The sequence below is a fragment of the Bacillus sp. 2175 genome, from assembly GCF_057812155.1.
Window position 1 is genome coordinate 390,773 of record NZ_JBSZSU010000011.1, and the last position, 23,512, is coordinate 414,284.

Consider the following 23,512-nt stretch of genomic DNA (forward strand, 5'->3'; position numbering starts at 1 on the left):
AAAAGGACACACCTGTACCGTTGGAATGGTACGTAAGGTGTGTCCTTCACGTAAGTCATGTTTTATTTGTATAATTATTAATTAAAATATAACGTTTTTATGTAATTTGTGCAAGTATTATTTTTTGAAAAGGGAAAAGTTAAAATACTATATCTAACCTTTCCTCCTAATTTAAGTTAGATTTTCCCTAAAAATATAATCTTGAATAAAAAGTTATTTTAGGTTTCTATAGGTATTAATCAAAAAAATCATCTAATTCCTTACTCATTACATTAGATGTATTTTTCTTTTGTTGCTGGTTTTTATTAAGTAGTGAATTTGTATTGTTATACGTATTCTTTTGTTTGGCTTTTAAGTTTTTTTTGCGTTCTTTATAGTCGATATGTTTATCTTCATGCTGCTCTTCATTATTTCTAGTGTTCTCTACCATATTCTTTTCTAAGTTTTGATGAACAGTAATGCTAATAGATTCGTAAACTTTTGCAACCTCTTCATCAAGTTTATTTTCTTTAGTGGGATTAACTGTTTTTGTAGCTGGTTTCAAATTAGTTTTCATATCTGTTTTTGTTTCCTCTAATACTGTGGTTATAAGTCCCTCTGTTAGAAGCTTTTTTTGCAATGGATCAGTTTCTACAGGAATTCCTAAATGAATTGGGTAATCTATATCCCTTTTTGGTTCCAGCATAGTATTAGATACCTCTTTCTTCCGTTCTGCTAGCTCCATATTTTTTTTAGGACCTACTATTTCCCTATGTGTCTCTTTTGTTATATTCGGCAGCTCGCCATTCCGTTGTAGGGCATCTTGTAATCTTGAAGCACGTGTATAATCAATTTTAAATGCGTTCTGTAGTGCATGTATAGAAGAATTCCCTGATGCCTTAACAAAGGCTACTACATCATCATATAGGATGTCTTTAAAGAAGCCTGTTTCCTCTTGCTTTGCTTCTGATTTTTCGTTTGGAATGCTATTTTCTCGTGAAGTCGTATTATCTAAATCTGTATTAGATGAAGGAGTAGTATTGATTTGAGAATCCTTTGATAATATCAACGTATTATTATTGTTTGAAATTAAAACTTTACGAGGGCTATTCCCGGTGTAAGTGCTCACAATGTGATTGTGTTCTAACTTCTCAATAAATTTTACAGCCTTTATATGGCTGATTCTGAATTTTCTTTGCAAAAGAGATGGTGAGATTTGTTGTGATTCAATAACGAATGCCTTAATTTCTTCATACAACTTATTTTCAGTTTCTTCAATAACATTTCCCTGTTGACTGACATCCTTAAAATAATCAGGAAAAGTTACATTTTCTACAGTGTTTGTTTCTATGGAATTATTTTGTTCTATTTTATCACCATGCATAGGTGGAAATGATTCTATCTGTTTTTTATTATTTGCATCTACATGTTTCATAGGATTTGATTTTGCGATAGATTCTTCAATGAGTCGAAGACGTTCAGTTTCCCAATATTGTCCAGACTTGATCTCTACTTGAATGATTGCTTGAGTAAATTCCTCTTTGGGTACAAAGTTACTAGTAATTTGTTGTACAGGTTGCACATGATTGTCTTGTACAATACGCGCAGCACAAATGAAGGCACCTTGTGCCATAATATCTCCTGGTGACATAACGACTTCTTTTAATTTTTGATATGTCGAACCTAAGCGACTAACGGGATTCTCTTGCATAGGAGAAATCCCTTGTTCGGATTCGGATTCTTTAAATTCCTCTGTTTCACCAAACATGTCAGAGAAAATTTTCGCATCATATGGTGTTACATCACCAAATATCATCTTGTTACGGAACGAACCTAGTAAAGTAAACATATACTGCTCTGTGAAATCCAAAGCTAATTGAGATAGTGTTTGACTTGCAATTGTCAGAATGACTTTATATTTACGAGATTGTGCAGGGAACTCTTTGAACGGGCGCACAAATGTGTAGCATCCTAGCCCGAGAGGGCTGGGGTAGCTACTAACCCTTACGGGTCGCGATAGGTAAAGCTTTGAAGTTATCTCTACTTTTTCCCCCGCCCCACACCGTGCGTGCGACTTTCACCGCACACGGCGTTCCATCGGTTCAGATTGATAACCCCTAATAAATTTAGTTGGTATCATCCTTATTCTTTACCTCGCGATTAAGATAAGGTGAACAATGAGATATATTTCAAATGTGTAGCAGCTCACGGTATTTCTTTAGTTTCGGTAGTTTGTATAAGATACTGCCTTCTAAGTCCTTTTGATGTATAAGCTTATGGCATCTTATGCACATGGTGGCAAGATTGCTGAGTTTGTTGATTTTCTCTAAAGGTAGTCGGTTATTAACGTGATGGCAATGTATGTTAGTTGGAATCAACCCTGTCTTACATATTCGGCACTTTCCTTTGTCGCGATTATATGCATAATCGCGATTAAGTATATATTCAAAGTTATAGAGTCGTTTATTCTTAGTTTGTCTAAGCATCTGATACAAGACCATTTGGTTGATTTGGTCGTTCGAATAAATGGTTGGTCTCATTTTCTTATCGACCTTTCCATGTCTTCTCGAATAAATTATCCTTCCTATCTGTGTATAGGGGGTCGTATCATAATTGTATAGGAGTGCTTTAGTACTAGGTGTAAAACTCATTTTGGTTAATCCTATCTTAACTCCATCGACTTCAACGAAGGGAACTTTGGTTTTATGCCCTTTATGCCTATCTTTACGATTATCAAGATTTTCAGCTGGAGTAAGCATTTTTTCGAATACTCCTCCACCATGTTTGTTCTTAATAGACTTGTAGAATGTATAGCGTATTTTGTCATCGCATCTAACGAAAATTCTAGCAGAATTTCCTATACGGAAATAATTACTAATGCCAATAATTTTGGCGTTAATAAGTTCTATTTGGGCGGCAACATCATGAGAGTTGGTTGTTTTCCGAACATTGTATGTATCTCGAAGAATTTCTCTCATTTTAGAGTTTAATTTCTTTTTGTTCGGTATAGCTTTTCCTGCAATACGGTTTTTCAGTCTCATCTTTTCAGCTCTGATGTCGAATCCTAGGAATTGGGCTGTCTTCTCTCTCATATCGGTAATAAATGTTTTCTCCTTTGATAATTCTAATTTGAGTATATGTTTGTAATACTTATCGATTTTAGTCAAGAGTGTTCTTGCCTGTGCTTTATCCTCGCATAGAATTATCCAGTCGTCTGCGTATCTAACAAGAAAACATTTCTTATGTTTTCTAACTACTTTTCTAAGTCCTGTACTGAAAGCGTGTTTAACAGTATAACGCGCGTAGTGTTCTTCGAACTCTTTAGCTATCATCCAGTCAAAGTTATTTAAGTATATGTTCGCTAACAGGGGAGATATAATTCCACCTTGTGGAGTTCCCAACTCCGTAGGGAAAAGTTGATTATCTTCTAGTACACCTGCTTTTAGCATTTTCTTAATAATAGTTAGGAATCTTTTATCCTTTATGCCCATATTCCACATTATTTCAACAAGTTTATTATGGTTAATATGGTCAAAGAAACTTTTGATGTCACCTTCGATGGCTACGTACGTTTTTGACCTAGAAATGGTATTCAAGATTCTGCCTATCGCATAGTGACATGAACGATAGGGACGAAAACCATAACTATGGTTGAAAAACTTCGCCTCCGCTATGGGTTCTAACACCATTCTTGCTGTTTCTTGGATTATCCTATCTATCATGGCTGGGATTCCTAGAGGGCGCTTTTTACCATTGCCCTTGTCAATGTAATGCCTTCGAACGGGTTTAGGTTTGTAGTTGTCTATGTGTCCCCAGATGAGTTTGATAAGCTGTTCCGTTTCCATTTGTAGGTAGTAGTTCACGTCTTTCTTGTCAATTCCGACCGTTTTACTCCCACGATTGCTTTTAATGTTGTGAATTGCCGTTTTAATAGTCTGCTTGTTTTTCATTAGTTCTATCATGCCATGAAAAGAAGAGTTATCTTCTTTGGCCTTTTTGTATATTAGGTCTAACTTATCTTGGAGCTGTGCTTCATTATCTATCAAATGTCCTTTAATCCTCATTACATCTCCCCATTATTCAAGCGATTGTAACGATGTGCTGTTTAATTCCCACTCTAGAAGAGGTTCATATAGACATTTGAAATATCCATTGTTATTCTGAATCGACTGGTCCCCTTCGCTCCACGGACATTACTCCGCTTCCTCACTACTACGAGACCGCTGCCACTTGCATTGTTTCAAGCAGGATCACACTCCCTATGGCAATGCAAGCTTCCCAAGTTCCATTTGTTCTATCCCTTATTTTACATTCCTTTAGGTGCCCACTTTACGCCGACGGTACTCACCAGTCTTGAGTAGCTCTAACATACTGGTTCAGCATAATCGGTAATTACGAAACCGATTATGTGCAAGGATTAGAATTTCGAACTTCTCCTTGTTCCCGTTATTCCTTCCGATTGCTCACGTTAAGAAGGGATTCCCTCACGACGCTTCAAGACATGGATTCCTTTCGTCACCATTGGGATGTTTTTAAAGACCACCGCACCATATAGGCATTAGTGAGTTGTGCCATCAGGTTACGACCTTACCTAACTTCAGACCCTAACTCGTGTGTAAGTTAGCGCATGTAGGGGTATCATGGCTAGGATTAATGAGCTATTATCCTAGAATGGGAGTTTCACCCATAAAATTCGAACAAATAGTTAGGCTGTGTAAGAGTCAGCCTCTCCATTTCACGCCGCTACGTTTATAGGAGAACTTGGCGTACCATAATCAGGGAATTCATCCACAATAATATGATGGTATGGTGAAATATTTGGTTCTCTTCGGAATACAGCATTTTGCATACTTAGTAATACGAATTTTCCTAGTACATTAGAAAGATCTGCAAGTTCTCCTTTGGCTGTATTTACTAGTAAAATACCACCTTGCTCTAGGTGAACATCAAAATCAAAATCTGATTTTCCAAATAAAACACGTCGTATTAAAACATTTGAGGCTAAATCTTTTAAGATGTTACGCAAACCTTTTACATATTCTTCTTCCCGGTCATAATGCATTGGTTTTCCACGATATTTTCCAGATTTATAAACGGCCGGTTCCCCTTGGAAACCCGTTTTTTCACGAATGGTATTATATAGCAATAGGTAAGGTTTTGAGGCAATCTCCACCTTTTCCCCTGCTCCACACCGTACGTGCGATTTTCACCGCATACGGCGTTCCATCATTAAATTAACTAATCAATAATATCCAAATTACATTTCTGACGAAACATATTGAGTTTTCTCAATTGTTTTCCATCCAATTGAAGTAAGTTTTTATATTTAACAATCGTCTCTTTCTTTGTAGCATGTATAAGTGTATGAACTAATTTATGAACAATCACAAGGTTTTTAAAATCATCTTTTCCTCCTAATTTTCTGGGGGTTACATGATGACAATGTACCTCTTCAGCTTCTAGGAATGTTCCTAAAATTGAGCATTTCCCTAACTGCATAGAGTACCTAGAGATTCGATTATCCTCGTACTCCAAGTTGTCATTTCTTTGTGTGAACATCATTTTATTGATTTCGTGTTCTACACTTTGTTTAATTCTCTTGTGATTTTTTCTTCCCTCCGTGGTGTAATTACAGATGTTTTGACTGAAATTCATTGCATTTTCAGTTCGAATATCTGCTATTGGGTATAAATAGACTCCCATTATTTTGTATGTTTTATAGTTGTTTTTATGAAGTCGTTTATATAAAACCGAAGGGTTTATTGGTTTTTCAAATACATGGTTTTTAAGTCGATTATATAAGGTTCGTGATAGACGATAGGCTATTAGGCGAAAATTATAATTTACATGCGTAGCTGTTCGGTAGTAGTTTTTAATTCCTAATATATATTGATTATATTTGTTGACAGATATTACAGTTGGTTTATGTTGAATTTCTTTGATTAACTTTTTGGTTTTAGCTAAAATAGTTTTTATTTGTTTACTTGAAACATGAGTATTAGCAACAAATTTATTCTTCTTTTTAACTGCTTTTAAGTTGAATCCTAGAAATTCTGATTTACCCTTTGTAATATTTGTTATCTTTGACTTTTCTCTTGATATATTAAGCTGTAGGTGATTTTCAAGGTATTCTTTGACTGCATGGAATATCTTCTTTGCAGATTCGTGAGAATCTGTAAAGATTTTAAAGTCATCTGCATATCGTACGATAAACATTTCTTTTAGCTTGGTAGACTTCAGTGCTCTATATTTGTGAAGGCTTGTGTACTTGTGTTTCGTATTCATGTTTTCCCATTGGTTCGAGATCCACCAGTCTAGATCATTCAGTACAACGTTTGATAGTAGTGGTGATAAAATACCACCTTGCGGTGTTCCTTTTGAAGGTATACCTACGCCTTCTATCGGTGATTTAAGCATCTTTGAAATAATGCTTAGCACCCTGTTATCTTTTATTCCAATGTTGTATAGCTGTTTTATTAGCTTGGTGTGATTTACATTGTCAAAGAATCCTTTTATATCTACATCTACTATATGATGTTTATTCCCTTTATTTATAAGAGATTGACATCTAGCTATTGCATGTTTTGTCGCTCGATTAGGTCTAAATCCATAGGAATGATTGTAGAATTTTGCTTCACATATTGGTTCGAGAACTTGTTTAAACATTTGTTGGATTAGTCTGTCTCTCATTGTAGGAATACCTAAAGGCCTTGTTTTACCGTTTTCTTTAGGTATCGCTACCCTTCTTACTTTTTGAGGTTTATAATCATTTAAAGCTGTTCTAATGTCCTTTATGAAGTTTTCTACATTTTTCATTTTGTAATTATCTATGGTTATTCCATCTGTACCTTTTGTCTTTGAGCCTGTATTGGCTTTGATATTGCGGTATGCGAGTAGTATATTTTCTTTTGATGTTATAATTTCATATAATCCTATTCCTTTTGTGCAGTTATATTTACTGCGCTCATATAGCGTGTCAAAGGTGGATTGCATACCGTAGTACTCGCTGTTTCTCAGTGTAGCGTTCATCGATGGATATATTGCTCCTTCCTTTTGGAAAGTCCCATCATCATACTCGACCTTATGAACTTCATTTGGTTACTATTGCTTAATTTCTTTAATGACTCGGGGTTATCCCTCCACTATGTTTCCATAATTTCATCGGTACTGTACCCCTGCTTTCACGAGAGTAAATCAATTTCGGCTTTATACCTTATATGAACCAACCCCAAGATAGTGGTTTAAATAGTTGTCTCTCGCTTCCCACGTTCCGATTTAACTAGCTGTACATCTAATTTTAGGTGGATACTATAGGCCTGTAAGTTCTCTATGTTCATTGTTACATAGTACGAATTTCATAGGTTCGATTCTTACTTTTCGTTGACTTACCCCATACAAGGGATACAGTTTTCACTGTATTCGAATTTTAGACCCGTACATTCGTATCTTCGTCAGACCAGTTGGTCATTCTCACCATGATTAGTTTATAGCCAACCGCATTATCAATTGCCATATACATGTTGTCATGTACTTAGACTTTCTTCATGCGTCTTTACCTAGCTTCATACAGTGCAGTCTATCAACTTTCTCTGCATGTAGGAGTATTATTGGGAGTGTTTCAGCTCAACATGAAGGCTTTCATTCCACTCACTCGTTAAATCAGTTATTACTATCTGTGTTAATCTAGATAGTCTTCTCATTTCATAGTTATTAACTATTTATAGAGAAACGTGTCGCACCGAACCATTCATCGATACCTTTTATAATCTTATATTCGTTTTTTTGATCACGTGAAGCAACACCACTTTGAACAAAATCATATAATTTTTCTACCTGTACTTTTAATAGTTTGTGCATACGGTGTACACGTTCTACATCGTCGTAGGGTAAGCGCCCAACGCCTTTTCACATTACTGTGATAGGTTTTCAAACGCTCCCCTCCGAACCGTACGTACATGTTTCCATGTATACGGCTCTCCACTTATCCTCTGAATTTCAATCTAACCTTCCAGCGTGCAGGTCAACATGACACTTTTTACACAATGCTAGTGTTTTGCGGTTGCGAGCTATCATGATTCTTTCCCAAAGTTGTTTTCCTTTTAGTTCTTTGAGTTTTTTAACATGATGCATTTCGATAGCGGTGTTTTCAGTTTGACACCACTCACATTTACTAGCCTGAAGGCGTCTGATTAGACTATTGCGTCCTGCATATATCATAGTATTTGGAACGATATCTATTTCTTTATTAGTAGTTGGATTTTCATAAACTCTTTTCAAAGGTTCATTATAGAAATATCTATGCTTCTGACCAGTTTTAGTCGTGTAAGAAATTCTAAAATTGCCTTCATGATTAAACTTTTTCATTATTTTGCTGACTGATAGTTTGTATTTGTTTGCAAAAGTTTTTACCATGCTGAATTTCATAATGTAGCGAAACTTCTGTAGGCTGTGTACATTTTTTGCTAGTTTATAATAATTATATAAACCTCTAATTTCACTATTGTATATACTTAGAATTTCTAAATTGTCGGAGTTTATTAATTCGGCCCTATGAATAGACTTCCAACTACTATCTTTTTCGATTTTAAGAACTTTGAGCTCCTTAAGTTTTCCAATCCATTTTTCCTTAGGCATGTAAATTTCGCACTTGTTTGATGCATACCTTTTGGCTATTCTACTGTTTGAGCCTTTGTATACAGCCTGAAGGTTACTTATAGTTACATCGTATCCAAGGAATCTCGCTTTCATTTTGCCGTGTGTAATGAGTGTTTTCTCTGATGATAGTTCAAGATTTAGTTTATTCTTTAGAAAAGCCGTAAGGTCTTTCTTTACTTCTTCTGCGTCCTGTTTTGAACCAATTATCCCTATTAGGAAATCGTCGGCATATCGTACATATTGAATTCTCTTAAAGCTAGAATCCATTAATTCTACTGAACTCATTGTACGTATATCTTTTTGAAGCCTTTTCACTTCACTTGTAATCTCAGTTAATTCATTGTGTGGAGCCAGTACTTTTCTATCTGCGAATTTCTTTTTTAAATACCAAAGTCGCTTATATTTTTGGGTATATACTATGTTGTTTTGTCGGCGTGTGCCTTTATCAAATAGTGTTTTATACTCTTCGATATACTTATCAAGTTCATTTAGATAAATATTTGATAGAATTGGGCTGATTATTCCTCCCTGTGGAGTGCCACTATAAGTATTATTGAATTTCCAATCTTCTAAATAACCCGCTCTAAGAAATTTCCAGATTAAATTAATGAATTTTTCATCTTTAATTTTTCTTTTTAGCAGTTTAATCAAAATGTGATGGTCAATATTGTCGAAGAAGCCTTTGATATCACCTTCTACCCACCACTTAACTCCTTTGAAGATTTTAGTTGCTTGTGTTAGTGCTGTATGACAACTGCGATTACGTCTAAATCCATGAGAATTGTTAGAAAAGGTCGGTTCGAAAACAGCTTCTAGGATGTTTCTTACGATTTCTTGAACTAATTTATCATCTATAGAGGGTATCCCTAAAGGCCTCTTTCCCCTATTTTGCCCCTTATTGATATATACTCTGCGAGATGGAGCTGGTTGATAACTTTGGTTTTTAATTCTTTCAATAATTTTATCGATACGTTCCAAACTCATACCATCAATGGTATGCCCATCTGTTCCTCTAGTCATGTTCCCTTCTTTTGCATATATTTTTTGATATGCTGCAAAGTAGAACTCCTGGTTATATAGATTTCGATACAGACGTTCAAATTTATAAGCTGGGTTAGTTGTTTTTTTATTCAGATTGTCTAATACTGCATTTGGATTTCTCATTGTGTCTCACACACCTTCCAATTTTGTTTTAGACCGGATAAGTTGCCTTCCTTCGCCATGTACTAGGCTTTCCCTAGCTCGGACTACTATGAAGGCTCCGTTGCCTTATTGGGTATTCAGAAGTCACACACCTTGTTAGTAACTTGGTGTCATTCTTCATAGCCAAATTCGCAAGTATGCCGGTGGCATCCCAACTTAGGCAATCCCCATTTAGATAGATAAAGAATAGCTTTCATAATGTCGGATGTGACGTTTGACCTTTTTCCACTTACTGTGGCTGGGAGGGAGAGACTCACTGATAGTTTATATGTACGACCTAAACTATCCTCTTTATAACCTTGTTCCCTAGTAATGTATCAACTACCTTTCATTACTCGTATCGCTGACCACCCTTGGTCTATCATTCAAGCAGTGTAGCCTTCATCCTTATTTATGAGTTTTACCTTGCCATTCAGTCGTGATCTTAGTAGTTGACCAACTTATGACTTTATCACCATGCTGTTTTCCCCTTTAGGTTTCCCTTCTAGGTGAGGTGATTGGTAATAGGTCTTTCGTGAGTTAACCTAGATTAGTGCTATTTAATCAATTCTAAATCTACCCTTATGGGCGCACGTATAAATGCTAACTTAAATATGTACATTAACGCTTGAATAAATATGTACATTTTCAATTGGATTCTCCATACTGACTCTGAGGTGGTTAGTATGTATATTAAGCTAGATATTCAAACAGAATTTGAGGTTAAAAGTCTTTCAGACTTACCAAATTTTAAAAAACTAATGGGGAACTTAAAAATGAAGATAAATAAAAGTCAATTAGCCAGAGAATTGAATGTGGATCGGCGTACCATAGATAAGTATTTGAATGGTTTTACACCAAAAGGGACAAAAAATAAAACATCGAAAATCGATACATATTATGAAGTGATTGCAGCTCTTTTATCTAGTGATTCTAAACAAATCTTCTACTACAAACGAGTGTTATGGCAGTATCTAACAGACAATCACGGTTTAAAATGTTCACAGTCTGCATTTCGTGCTTATATTAATAGAAAGCCTGAATTTAGAACATATTTTGATGAGGGGAAGCGTATTTTATCAGGTCATTCAGTGGGTGTCCGTTATGAGACACCTCCAGGAGAACAAGCTCAATTAGATTGGAAAGAAAGCATACGATTTGAAACCAAAAGTGGCGAAATCGTATATGTGAATGTAGCTGTACTTTTATTGTCCTACTCGAGATTTAAAGTTTTTCATTTGAATATTTCAAAATCACAAAGTGTTTTAATGTCATTTATGACAGAGGCATTTGAAATGTTTGGTGGTGTACCGAAGGTAATTGTCACGGATAATATGAAGACGGTAATGGATGAAGCTCGAACAGAACACTTTACAGGAACGATTAACAATAAGTTTGCCCAATTCGCTCAAGATTTTGGATTTAAGGTACAACCTTGTATCGCAGGGCGACCAAATACCAAAGGGAAAGTAGAAGCGCCAATGAAACTTCTAGACGAAATTCATGCTTATCAAGGAAGATTCACTTTTGAAGAATTACATGAATTTGTGCAAAAATTATGTGCAAGAATTAATCAAACATTTCATCAAGGGACTGGTAAGATTCCAGTGTTTGCCCTAAAACAGGAAAAGAATCTCCTACAACCACTCCCGAAGAGCGCGATAAGAGATTCCTATATGATTAAGCATAAACTTGTAAAAGTTAATACATCAGGCATGATATCTTACAAATCGAATCAATACTCAGTTCCAGCTGAATATCAAGGTAAAACCGTCGGTTTACAAGTATATGATAATCAAATATATGTTTATCATAACATGAAGTTAATTGTACAACATAAAATCAGCCAATCTAAGCTCAATTATAAAGAAGAACATTATAAAAAAGCATTGGCTAAGTCACTACCTAAATATCCGAACATTGACAATTTGGCGAAACAAAATTTATCAGTAATTGGTGAGGTATATAGAAATGAAGAATAGCTATCAACAATTAACAACAAACCTAGAGTATTTAAAATTAAAACAAATGGCACAACATTTAGGTGACGTAGTCGATTTTAGCATTAATAATGAATTATCCTTCGTAGAGACACTTGTTAAACTGACAAACTATGAGATTGATGTACGAGAACAAAATATGATTCATTCTATGGTGAAAATGGGCGCATTTCCTCATAGAAAGGAGGTTGATGAGTTTGATTTCGAATTCCAGCCGAGTATTAATAAACAACAAATCTTAGATTTTATTTCTCTACGTTTCTTAGAGCAACAAGAAAACATAGTATTTTTAGGACCTAGTGGTGTTGGTAAGACCCATTTGGCCACGTCTATTGGTATAGCAGCAGCTAAAAAGCGAACAAGTACTTATTTTATTAAATGTCATGATTTACTTCAAAATTTAAAACGTGCCAAGATTGAGAATCGCCTAGAATCTCGTTTAAAGCACTATACAAAATACAAATTACTTATTATTGATGAAATTGGGTACTTGCCTATTGATCCGGAGGATGCAAAATTATTCTTTCAATTAATCGATATGCGTTATGAAAAGCGTAGTACCATCCTAACGACCAATATCAACTTCAAGTCTTGGGACGAAGTATTCCAGGACCCTAAACTCGCCAATGCCATACTAGATCGTGTCTTACATCATGCCACGGTGGTCAGTATTGTAGGACAATCCTATCGAATTAAAGATCATTTTAGCAAAGAAAATGATTGATTTTGTACATGCTTAAACAAGCGAAAATGTACATGTTTATCTTGACATTTACACGCACGTACATATCTATTAAGTCATCAAAGGTCACATCTTTTTGTGGGTTATGTAGTTTTAATAAATAAATATGTTGCTTAAGGTGGTTCCGTTGTGCTTGTTCAAAGAATGCATTATTAGATTCCGACAGACCCTGGATAACCATTGCAAAAACCTCGGCTACTTTATCAACTGGTCCACGTAAAATATTAATGTTTTTGGTATCAGGGTTTGTGGGATCAATATAATAAATTGAACTTTCAGGAATCTTGTGTGCTTGTACTAACTTAAATACCTTTTGACATAAATCATTACTCGGTTCAATAACAGTTATCCCATTTAAAAATGTTCCTTTTACTTCTTCTGTATCATAATTATTCTTTTTATACGTATTTTCAAACTTATTTATAAAACGTACCATCCAGTGTAAATCTTGATTAATCATTGGAATAATTAAACTAGATGTCTTACCAGAACCAATAGGACCAATAATAATTCCATTTAGGGTTCTATCTTTCCCCTTGATTCGAATCATTTCTTTGTGCTTAATATGAGGACCTATATCAACATCAGGATGTATTTGTTCCTCTTGGCTATTAAACCACTTTTGCAACTTATGATTTTTATATTCGTATTTTTGTACCCACTTTAAGATTTCTTCTCTGTAACGGATAATATGGCCACTATACCAAAGAGTAAACAAAATCATAAATACGGTCGGTAAGAATACAAATATCATGGTGAGTGTATGGAAATTTCCTGTTAATACATCCCCTATTGCTTGATATTCACCAAAATTAACATGTTTTGCTTTATTCATAAGATAAGGAATAACTTTCGCATGGATAGGAGTAGTTGCAAACCATAAAAACTGAATATCTACTGCAATATGAGAAGCAATTAAAATTAATAACTTGCCATTTTGAAATTGTAAAGCTGGGATACGGCTGTAGAACCTAAAACTAAATTCTCCTAATAGCAAAGAGAAGAACATTAAAAATAGTGGTACATATGTAATTTCTATAGGATAAGACGGTGGTTCAAATGCATAGTAGAGTAACTGGATGTAGTTTGCTACACCAAATCCAAATGAAAGGATAAATCCGCTAATTAAGGCGATTGTAGTGTATAATGGTAATCTTTGCTTAGATCTCTCCATAAGGGTTCACCTACTTTTTAAAGACATAGTTGAGCTTTATGGTGTAATGTAAAACGATTATGAAGTTCTGGCTTGAATTGTTCCTTTGATTTTTTTAGAAAGAACTTCGCTGCATCTTCAGTTTGTTTTAAATATAAGTCAATACTATCTCCTTCACACAATTGGTTATATTCTTCTTGAGAAAGTACTGCAATATTTATCTCTAGTTTGTTATTCGCCGCAGTTTCAATTATTACATCGTACCAATAATAATTAGGTTTCCCTGGAATTTTGATATCTTGTAGGGAAACGCAAAATTTAGCTCCCCCTTCTGTAATATGTTTAAGGACTAGTTCTGGAGTTTTAAATGCTTCTCTTGCTGAGAGCACTCCCCCAGTAGTTGTTGCAAATTGTAAGTTCATTGTCATTTTCCACTTCCACCTTTCTCCATACAAAAAAAGGCAAGCGACACCCACTGTAAAAACAGCGTGTGTCGCTTGCCTTAATTTCATATGTTCTGATTTGATTGTAGTTTTGAGTGTTTAGTTCAAACGTTATTCTATCACCTTAAATAATAAAAATCAATAAAGTTATATAAAAGTATATAAAAAATAAACGATTAATATAATTCTACAAGTTTACGTCTTTTCGGATTAACGTTATTTGCAGCATGTACCATGATCTGTTCATCGGTTGCTATATTTGTATTTTGAATGGATAGAAGTAGTACATTATCATAAGTGTCCATCAGTAGAATATCTCTAGGATTTTCACGTTTAGGATAGATAACTACAAGCGGAATGCCTTCATCTCCATTCCTTCTTGAAAACACGACATCATCTAATCTTGCAATCATTCGGTAATCATTTTCATTTCCAAAAATAAAAAAGAAATCTTGAATAGAAGCTTTATCTCTCTTGTATGTGCGTCGAAGGCCACCATCTATTGATTCTTTAAACGTTTGAATTTTTTCGACAAAAGTGTAACGCCAATTGACATCTCCTACTGTACGTTGAGATAAAGGAAAAAGAATATCTTGTTCCCAGTTTTGATTATCATCTGTTCCTAGAATGATATCTGAAATAACATCCCCAGCATCTTTCAATGAGCAAATGTGTACATTTAGATTTGGTATATTCATTAATAATTCATGATGCTTCCGCATAGAAAATAATAGATTTTTCATACGTATGTATGGCGGTTCTGCATCTTCAGCAAGGAACATTGATTTGTCGTACATAACAAAGACAACCGTTACATCCTCATTTGTTTTTTTTGCATATTCTATGTACTTCTCTACTTTTTCAACTAAGGTAGAATTTGTCTCTTTGCACATGTCCATCTCAATATGGATATTTTTATCTTGGTATGAAATATGTTCATCAGGAATCAAGGCCAATTGGTTGCCCTCAATTTTTATATTTTTTTTCTGGTAAAAAGAACGAATATCCAATTCATATAATAATTCATTGGTTTGTGTCTTCTTTGTAGTCGCTAAAAAAGTACGGATCATGACTTCACGTGAACACATAGTGTGAAGAGAAGTTGTTCTTGAGTACCGTCTTTTTGAACTTTTTTTTGGAATTCTTCCTATTTCCAATAAGAATTCAATTGTCTTTTCTTTTAAGGAAAATAAAGCGCGTTTCGTAATACTATCAGCCCTTTTATCTATTCTTTTAGTTAGCATAGCTCCATATTGTGAGTAACGGTCAAGCTTTGTAAATATGCTAGCTTCAGAACAGTCTCTTCCCTCAAATGCACTATATAACTGCGTGATTTGCCTTGTTGTAAGTGCTCTTTTGTAATATAAAACTGTAAAGACAAATATGTCAGCTTCTTTTAAGTGAAAATGTTTTTGGGTACCTGATCTTCTATATTTATACACTTTTTCGGACAATGCATACACCTCTTATATTGAATTAAACTAAATTAAATACTTATTATTTTTAATATACTATTACATTGATGTGGTGGTTGTAAAACCCGAAAAAATAAATAAGACATTTTAATTTTTAGAGATACTTCATTTTGTACGTTGAAGTTGAGATGAAAACTACTCTTATAAATCTCTTATAAATTATTGATTTATAAGGCTTTATTAAATCGTTTGTTTTGTTAGGACGAGCTACTACTAGATACCTAACAATAGTTATAATGATATTCTATTTATAAAATAATGTTATGACGTCCTAACATTTATTAGATAGCCAAACTACTATTTTAATTGATTAAAATTATTCAAGATTTATAAAAAGGTTTATTGATAATAAAGAGTAATTTTTTCTATCCTTAATTCGAAATTCAACTTTTTATTTGTGATGAAACGCTCTTTTCAACTTCTGCTATTTGCTCAATCTAAAATTCCAACTTTTTCTTTTATGTTTTTTCTTGTATAGAATCATAAATTCACTTAGACAAATAATATTAATTGTTTCTACCAAATCATAAATAAGTTAACAATATGTCTATAGATACTTAACATATTGGTTTTAGTCACTTGAATTACCTTCACTTTTTCTTCGTTAAACAAGGAGTTATCTTAACTGAAATAATAAAATTGAACAGTTGTTAATTTTATGTGAGGTTGTAATTGCTATCATCATTCCTCCTGCATTACAAAAAAATTATTGTAATGTAAGTATCACTTTGATGTTAATAAGATGAGATTTCCTTTTTAATAATCTAGTTTGAACAAATGTTTCTTTTTTATAGTAGAGATGTGATTGTTAGCCTACTACTTTTAGAATGTCAAAGTTGATTTATCCTAGTCCTCCCTTTTTAATATGTAGAATATTGAGGGTATTGATGCTGTTCATATGAAATTAACAACCTCTTCTACTGGCTTTTGAGGAATGAATGAAATTGACAAGGAATTGAATTCAAATGAGGAAAAGAGGATAATTTTTCTTATAACATATATAATAATGTGAACTAACAAGTACTAAGTGAAGAACAGTACATTAACATAACATTAACAATGAGCGGTCTTATAAGTGATAAATCCCGTTAAAACAGCTAGGTAACAAAGAAAACCTTAGTGTGAATTGCTATAAGAATGTCTTGAAATCTCCCTAGTAATATAAATACACTCGAACAATATTTATTATTGGAATATTTAAAAAGTTTAGTTGAATTATATAAGCTTTACAAATACGGTTTACATACAAATTTTATATAAGAGTCTTATATAAAATTTGTATGTAAACTAGATAATTTGTTTTTCGATTTAACTACGATATAAAAGCATTATACTATACACTTCATATGTAAAGCTTATATATAAGGTGTATAATATTTACTGGAATTTTTATGCTAAAAAAATTGGTGGTTTTTAATCTGTTTTTTAGAATTTCGATTTGGTTTTTTTAATAATCTTTTTTGAAATGTCAATCACATGAAATTTAAGATTGATATAACATGTATACGCATTATATATAAGGCGTATACATAAACCCTTATAAAATATATATTAATTCTTTTTTTAATTTTATAAGTCTTATATACAAGTCCTGTATATAAGTTTTATTTATAATGACTTGATATACGACGTGTAATGATGTACTATGTTTCTAGGAATAATTAACCAGTGTTTTAAGGGGGGGACGACTTGAACGAAGTTTTAAGTGAAAAATATCAAACAATCAAGTTTGCAGATGAAGTAGTAAACATGTTTGCTGATATACTTGAACAAGATGAGATACTCTATAGTGTATTTCTATACATAGGAAACATAGTAAATAAACAATTTCAAGAGACGAAGTACATGAGGGGCATATCTATTAATGAAATAGTGGAAAATGTAGTTATTGATAGGAGAGTAAAGAAAAAAAAGGGAAAATCCTATTCTTTAGAGGTTGAACGTACGAATATATCTAGACGTTCAGCTGAAATAAGTGTGAGTACACTATCATCAATGTCTTTAATCTATGAAAAAACCATGCACCCATATAAATTTTTGATCTCAACTTATAGAGGGCAACAAGTACTGATTGAGTTAGGGAAAAGAAAAAAGATAAATAAGGAGAGATAAAATAATGGCAAAAAACTTCTTGAAGAATGAAGTGGCAGTTAAAATGACGATGGTCGGTTTTGGTCAAGCTGGTACTAGAATGGTAGATAAATTTGCGGAATATACACATACAGATGGTACAGCAGTATATAATTGCTTAGCACTAAATAGTAATGATGGAGATCTAGCTGAATTAAAAAATGTACCCAAAAGTAATCAAGTTTCACTGAAATTAGGTGGTTTAGGTAAGAATCCTGAGCGTGCAGTAAAAGTCCTTGATTCAAATGAGGAAGCAAAAGAAAAGCTAAAAGAATTTATTACTGAACGAGTAAGACCTTCGGATGAACTTGTTTTATTTTTTGCAGGTTTAGGTGGAGGAACTGGAACTTCTACAATCATTAAGGCTATTGAAGAATTTTCGGCTTTTCATAACAAGCCAGTAATCAGACAAGAATTACAAAAAGTTGCGCAGCTATATCCAATGTCTGAAATCAAGGCGAATCAAGCGAAGTTTGCGAGAATAGCCTTTGAAAATGCTATTGAGCGCAAAGACTTTATTAAAATGGGGATTGTTGTAACTCTTCCCGTCCGAGCAGATGGGCCTGATGTATTACGACAAGTAAATAAATTTTCACAGGAAATTTGGAAATTAGCAAATGATAAATCAAAAGGTGTAGCATTTGTTGTGTTTGCTGATAACCAGCATTTTTACGATGAATTTAAGGAATTGAATGAAAATGAGAAAAAAGGTATTGCTAATTCACGAGATTATGCAAATCAACGTATTAGTGAAATTATTCATGAGTTAAATACCGCTGCTAATGGATCTGGTACATCTGTAATACTGGATTCTCAAGATTTTAAACGTATTTTACTTGAGAAAACGGGCTGTTTAGTAATTAATAAGGTTTCACGTAATATGAATCAAATAGAAAATAGCCATGCAATTATAGAAATGTTCCAAGAATCATTAAGAGGAAGCTCTTTCCATCCCCCGATTGATTTGATGAAGAAGAACGATGATGGTTCTGTTGAAGCATCAAAAGTACATCATTTTGGTATGCTTGCTATCCTAGATGAGCAAAAGAATATTAATGATTCCTTTATGGATGACGCTAAGGTAGAAGTTTCAAATAATTTACCTATAAATGGTACAGTTTTTAATGGATATTTGGTAAGTAAGAATGATTTCTTAGGAACTGTATATACCTTCTATAAAACCGATGCATTACCATCGAGATTATCTAAAGGTTTAGTTGAAGAATTTAATGAATTTAAAGAAAGACAAAGCCAAATTCAGTATAAAAAGTCTCAAATTAGTACGATTGAAAGTATAGATGAGGATGAGGATTTAGGTTTTGCATTTGGAGATTTTATTGATATGGGTAGTGACGAAGAAAATAATAATGCTGGAGCAAATGAAGATGAAGATCTAGCAGATTTTCTAGATCCAGATAAGATGTTTGGTACTACAAAATAATAAAAAAGTCTGGACTAAGTTCCAGACTTTTTTATTATTCCACTGAATCCATAAGAGATTTTATATACTCAATAATATTATCTTGTATGTACTGCTCTATGAAGAGTTGTTTTTTACTCAAGTCTTCCTCTTTTTTAAACCAGCCTGCTTTTCTAGTGCGCTCTTCCTCAGGTTTATTATTCCATAAGCTCTCTGCTTGTTTTCTTAATTCCTGACGTGCCCTATGCTCAATAATAAAATTATCAAGCCTATCTTGGCGTTGACGCAATTTTAGCGTTTCTACATCTTCTGGTTGTGGTAATTGCTTTAATATACTTTCTACCCTCTCTTCATAATGAGATTCAATATGTTTTATTTTTTCTTCTAACTGTTTAGTTACCATTTTTTCAATAATTTCAGCAGTAGCTTGAAGGTTTAATTCAGTGGATACCTCATTTGTTTGATGTTCTGGTGAAACTGGTCTTAAATCAAATTGGTGTGGTAAAAGGTCAATAATTGCATCTAGAGACCATTTCTCATCCCTTTTCTGCTTTATAAATAGAGCAATTTCAAGATCTAAAGCATTATAGAGTTTTTCATTTGTATTTTGAGTTCTTAAAGTTTCATGAAGTCCCTTTTCTTCTAGGATATTGAACCAATTATAAACTGTATTATGATGACGTCCTACTAGTTTTGAGAATTCTGTTATCCGCCATGCTTTTTCGAAAACATTATCATCTAATATATCATCATCGTTAATTTGATGGTCTTGTTTTTCATTTTTTTGCTCAATCATTGTAACTACCTCCTCAAAAATCAACTCATAAATAACTAATTATAATTAACATGTGAGCTGAGATTAACATGTTAGCTAGTATTTCGATAATATTAGTAAAAATCCCTACCAATCCAGTGAATTACATGAAATATAGAATTAACATGTAAACATATACTTGTTAACAGAACATTAACGTTTAGTATAGAATTCGGTGAATCAGTAACTTTATTACCAATTTGAAATATATAATTGGTAATGTTTTGTTAATGGGAATATATATATTATTGCAGTAGCGCTATTGATAGTTGCTATGAGATTAACAAATCAGGCTACTTAATATTAATGATAAGGAAATAAAGCTATTTTGTAAATAAGTTATAAGGATATAATCCGGGTATATAACGGAAAATACACAAAGTAACGCCCAAAATCTAATTATCACGTATAAAAACTAGTAAAAAGTAAATAATATTAATGTAGAGTTAGTATTGTTCAATAAACAAAACGGTATTTAAGGATATAGGAGCACAATCATAATACTTCGAAGAGGTTCGTCCTACTCCCTATTTACTTGCCACATACAAGTTAGGATCTACTTATGTATATTAATTTAGTGTAGAATGTACAATTTAAGTTGTATATTGCATGTCGTGATAGAAATTTATGTAGTCAGTATCAACAAAATGATCTTTATCAGCATTAAAGAACAGATTGAGCCCGCGAGTTGACATTAACATGAAACATGACATTGACATGAAACCGACACTAAAACCACCTACTAATAACATACGAACACCTATTGTTAATGTTTTGTTAACTATAATAGATATAGATCAACCCTTTGTATACATGTTGATCTAAAAAGATTACCTTTTAACATGAAATGTGAACCATAAACGAAGGATTTTATAGATAATTTTGAGGAAGTTTTTAAGATACTAAGGTTCGACTCAGAATACTAGAATAATCCAAGTGATGTATTTTGTAGATATCCGATTTCTAGTGTGCGTTTGCATATATTAATAAGTTCATAAATAAGACAATGAGATTGATATGTTAACGAAAATTAGATAAGCATACTTCGAATATCCATAAAGATAACATTGACATGAAATGAGGGATTTCTATGAGATTAATATGACATTAACAAAAAACATCCAAACAAAAGATAAATCATCCTAATTGTTAATGTCATGTTGATCAGAAATAGAAACTGCCATTTACATTTAGAGATATTAGTTATTCTAATGGGTGTTTATGACTTAGATACCCATTAAAAAGTTAATAAAAGTAATTAGTAATAAAATATAGCATGCGCTGGTTTGTTAGTTATTACATTCCAGTAACTAATGATAATAAATGTAGATCTACTAATTGGTTTTACGTTAATTTATATCTGAGTATCATCGGATTGATATAACACATAAAATATCGATATGAAATTAACATCTGTACATTTTTATTTCCTTTCATATCAATGTCAATTGATATGTTAATTTCATTCGAGGGTATTAGTGTTGGTTAATTGTTTATATGACATTAACAAATTTGGGTTGTGTACTTCAAATTGTGTTAAAAATTAAATGGAGATAGACTTTCTTTGAAACCTTCTTGATCAAGGAGGTTTATAAAAAGAACGGTGTAGCATATTGGGAGTTTTGGTTGTAAATAGCAGTTGTAATACTTAGGTATACGACTTATTTATTTGGGCATACTATAAGTATGAGTTCTTTTCTATGATAAAAAAAGTGCAGCTAATATCTTTACAATCTATAATTATAGATTGTAGTTTTTATAGTATTTGAGTAGAAGAAATGATTTTGTGTATCATTCTAATATAAGTATATACTAACTAAAAGTCATTTTAATTGTTACAAGAAAAATATGTTATGGATGTATATTCATTATTAGCGTGCTTTTTGTCTAATAACTAAAATAGGAACTTAAAAGCAATTTTATAATTTTTGTTTGCGAAATATGTAATTAATAAATTGGCTTAGGTATGAACTGGATGGTTAGTTTAACTTGTATTCATCTCTCAATATGAAATTTCATGTCAATGTCAGTTGATATGTTAATATCAACCGAACGAGTTTGTGTCGCTTTATTGTTTACATAACATTAATATGCTTTAGTCGTTTGCTGTTAGTTATGCTATGAGTAATATAAAGATTGTTTTATATTTAAAGTTCTCTAAGGTAAGGAATATATTAAATGAATGTTTTTTACTTTTGAAATTTAGTTGTAAATAAAAAAATCGAAATTTTGTTATGAAAATCCTATACTTAGATATACTAATAGTATTACCTGAATTAGGTTATTAAATGACATATGCAAAAAAGAAAAGGTTAATCAATTAGAAGCATTATTTTTGTGAGTTTATTTAATAATTGCGAAGTAGTATTGACATTTAGATATTATATAGATAATCTTATACATAAGTTTTATTGTTTAAAATTAATATACAAATCGAGAGATATTTAATTCTTGCTAAACGGACACACCGAGGGCATATACCTGCCATTGGTGTGTCTTTTTTTATTTAATAACTAGAAAATGATAAGGAGAGTATTAAAGAATGAATGAAATTATTAGTGAAAGTAAAAGAAGATTTGATAAATATTGTAAAGATAATCAAGTTTTTGAGGAGAGAATTAATTCTCTTATTAACTACTATTTTTTACTGCTTGCTGATCGTGTAAACATTTTACAAGATAGAGAATTTAATAACGAGGTCGAAGAGAAGCAATTTAAAAGCAATCTCAAAAGATTTGAAACATTATTCCCAGCTGCTGCTAAGAATGCATTTCTAAAAGGATATCAGCTTGGTTTAGAGTTTTTCAAACATCCAGAGACAGTGATTCCGGATTCTCTATTTATAAATCCTAATTTTGTACAAGATATTCCTTTTGCAATTGTAAATGCAGCGGAATTTAGCATTTATGAATTAGTTCGAACGGATGAAACACAAGAATTTAGTGTATTTGCTGTTCGAACGTATGAAGGCATTAAACCCATAATGGAACAAGTATTTTGTGAAATTGCATTGTTTGGTGCGGAAATTTCGCTTGAGCATGAACGTGAGGAAAGAGGACTGAAAGTAGTTGAAGGAAAAACAACTACTTTTACAAATGTTCCAGTAGATCGTTTATTTACAATTACTCCATCTGTAGCTGCTAATGTTGTGCATGCGGACGGCCGCTGTGAAATCTGGAGTCTAAACTGGAATACAAAATTAACTTTAGATAATCCTTTTATTGAATTAGCACAAGTAACCATTGTTTACAAAGACAAGACAGAAATACAAAAAAATCTTCGGGATGGATTTATATATGAACAAAGTTTATTTAGTGCGATACCGTTAGAAGAAATAGAGGATCGTTTAGAGGTTAGAGTCAAATATAACCTTATTGATAATATGCCATGTAATTTGGATGGATTTGAAATAGAATCACTTCTCACCGAATTATTAACAAAAATACAAAACGCAACAAAAGTGCCTTTTGAAAACATGCTATTACTTTAAAGTGATTTTCTATCAAAGAGGAGTTTTTC

At 32.8% G+C, this 23,512-nt stretch carries 12 protein-coding genes and 3 pseudogenes; 5 read left to right on the forward strand and 10 right to left on the reverse strand.

Annotation, left to right across the window (positions count from 1 at the left end; translation table 11 throughout):
• Window positions 1-235 precede the first annotated feature (235 nt).
• From ACXKY9_RS32270 to ACXKY9_RS32295, 6 genes and pseudogenes are all read right to left on the reverse strand, one after another.
• A pseudogene (locus ACXKY9_RS32270) lies at window positions 236-1,936 on the reverse strand (DNA translocase FtsK); the annotation flags it as partial.
• Between the two features lie 232 nt (window positions 1,937-2,168).
• Window positions 2,169-4,043, reverse strand: coding sequence for a group II intron reverse transcriptase/maturase (ltrA, locus tag ACXKY9_RS32275; RefSeq protein ID WP_040120029.1), 1,875 nt, complete (start codon window positions 4,041-4,043; stop codon window positions 2,169-2,171).
• A 671-nt stretch (window positions 4,044-4,714) separates the two neighbouring features.
• Window positions 4,715-5,116 (reverse strand): annotated as a pseudogene (locus tag ACXKY9_RS32280) (conjugal transfer protein TraG); the annotation flags it as partial.
• A gap of 101 nt (window positions 5,117-5,217) precedes the next feature.
• Entirely contained in the window at window positions 5,218-7,008 is a 1,791-nt protein-coding gene (gene ltrA, locus ACXKY9_RS32285; protein WP_016090243.1) for a group II intron reverse transcriptase/maturase, read from the reverse strand.
• Window positions 7,009-7,710: 702 nt separating this feature from the next.
• Window positions 7,711-7,863 (reverse strand): annotated as a pseudogene (locus ACXKY9_RS32290) (conjugal transfer protein TraG); the annotation flags it as partial.
• 111 nt (window positions 7,864-7,974) lie between these two features.
• A complete protein-coding gene (locus ACXKY9_RS32295; protein ID WP_001245659.1) occupies window positions 7,975-9,798 on the reverse strand; it encodes a reverse transcriptase/maturase family protein in 1,824 nt (607 codons plus the stop codon).
• Window positions 9,799-10,502: 704 nt separating this feature from the next.
• Here ACXKY9_RS32295 and istA point away from each other — a divergent pair.
• Window positions 10,503-11,798, forward strand: a complete 1,296-nt coding sequence (gene istA / locus ACXKY9_RS32300; RefSeq protein WP_000275580.1) for an IS21-like element IS232 family transposase — start codon at window positions 10,503-10,505, stop codon at window positions 11,796-11,798.
• Window positions 11,788-12,540: an IS21-like element IS232 family helper ATPase IstB gene (gene istB, locus ACXKY9_RS32305; RefSeq protein WP_000798699.1), complete on the forward strand. Its 753-nt coding sequence runs from the start codon at window positions 11,788-11,790 to the stop codon at window positions 12,538-12,540. The genes istA and istB overlap by 11 nt, the downstream gene beginning before the upstream one ends.
• On the opposite strand, the gene ACXKY9_RS32310 is transcribed toward istB, so the two are convergent.
• The 3 genes from ACXKY9_RS32310 to ACXKY9_RS32320 form a co-directional block, all read right to left on the reverse strand.
• Complete coding sequence (locus ACXKY9_RS32310) at window positions 12,521-13,732, reverse strand: type IV secretory system conjugative DNA transfer family protein (protein ID WP_016090304.1); 1,212 nt, start codon at window positions 13,730-13,732, stop codon at window positions 12,521-12,523. The two genes, istB and ACXKY9_RS32310, sit on opposite strands and share 20 nt — an antisense overlap.
• Before the next feature lie 17 nt (window positions 13,733-13,749).
• The gene (locus tag ACXKY9_RS32315) at window positions 13,750-14,223 is read right to left on the reverse strand and encodes a hypothetical protein (RefSeq protein WP_002006391.1); all 474 of its coding nucleotides are present in this window, start codon (window positions 14,221-14,223) and stop codon (window positions 13,750-13,752) included.
• Between the two features lie 107 nt (window positions 14,224-14,330).
• Entirely contained in the window at window positions 14,331-15,608 is a 1,278-nt protein-coding gene (locus tag ACXKY9_RS32320; protein ID WP_016090305.1) for a replication-relaxation family protein, read from the reverse strand.
• 1,710 nt (window positions 15,609-17,318) lie between these two features.
• Between ACXKY9_RS32320 and ACXKY9_RS32325 the strand changes: the two genes are divergently transcribed.
• The gene (locus ACXKY9_RS32325) at window positions 17,319-17,741 is read left to right on the forward strand and encodes a hypothetical protein (RefSeq protein ID WP_001006726.1); all 423 of its coding nucleotides are present in this window, start codon (window positions 17,319-17,321) and stop codon (window positions 17,739-17,741) included.
• Between the two features lie 4 nt (window positions 17,742-17,745).
• Window positions 17,746-19,200: an FtsZ/tubulin family protein gene (locus ACXKY9_RS32330; RefSeq protein ID WP_001097031.1), complete on the forward strand. Its 1,455-nt coding sequence runs from the start codon at window positions 17,746-17,748 to the stop codon at window positions 19,198-19,200.
• A gap of 34 nt (window positions 19,201-19,234) precedes the next feature.
• Here the strand turns inward: ACXKY9_RS32330 and ACXKY9_RS32335 are convergent, their stop codons facing one another.
• Window positions 19,235-19,975, reverse strand: coding sequence for a MerR family transcriptional regulator (locus tag ACXKY9_RS32335; protein WP_000572539.1), 741 nt, complete (start codon window positions 19,973-19,975; stop codon window positions 19,235-19,237).
• A 2,560-nt stretch (window positions 19,976-22,535) separates the two neighbouring features.
• On the opposite strand from ACXKY9_RS32335, the gene ACXKY9_RS32340 reads away from it, so the two are divergent.
• Entirely contained in the window at window positions 22,536-23,483 is a 948-nt protein-coding gene (locus ACXKY9_RS32340) for a hypothetical protein (protein ID WP_001002554.1), read from the forward strand.
• Window positions 23,484-23,512 lie beyond the last annotated feature (29 nt).

Excerpts from the sequence above, each read along its gene's own strand:
- ltrA (WP_040120029.1), bottom strand. The coding sequence starts at position 4,043 with ATGAGGATTAAAGGACATTTGATAGATAATGAAGCACAGCTCCAAGAT.
- ltrA (WP_016090243.1), bottom strand. The coding sequence starts at position 7,008 with ATGAACGCTACACTGAGAAACAGCGAGTACTACGGTATGCAATCCACC.
- ACXKY9_RS32295 (WP_001245659.1), bottom strand. The coding sequence starts at position 9,798 with ATGAGAAATCCAAATGCAGTATTAGACAATCTGAATAAAAAAACAACT.
- istA (WP_000275580.1), top strand. The coding sequence starts at position 10,503 with ATGTATATTAAGCTAGATATTCAAACAGAATTTGAGGTTAAAAGTCTT.
- istB (WP_000798699.1), top strand. The coding sequence starts at position 11,788 with ATGAAGAATAGCTATCAACAATTAACAACAAACCTAGAGTATTTAAAA.
- ACXKY9_RS32310 (WP_016090304.1), bottom strand. The coding sequence starts at position 13,732 with ATGGAGAGATCTAAGCAAAGATTACCATTATACACTACAATCGCCTTA.
- ACXKY9_RS32315 (WP_002006391.1), bottom strand. The coding sequence starts at position 14,223 with ATGAAATTAAGGCAAGCGACACACGCTGTTTTTACAGTGGGTGTCGCT.
- ACXKY9_RS32330 (WP_001097031.1), top strand. The coding sequence starts at position 17,746 with ATGGCAAAAAACTTCTTGAAGAATGAAGTGGCAGTTAAAATGACGATG.
- ACXKY9_RS32335 (WP_000572539.1), bottom strand. The coding sequence starts at position 19,975 with ATGATTGAGCAAAAAAATGAAAAACAAGACCATCAAATTAACGATGAT.
- ACXKY9_RS32340 (WP_001002554.1), top strand. The coding sequence starts at position 22,536 with ATGAATGAAATTATTAGTGAAAGTAAAAGAAGATTTGATAAATATTGT.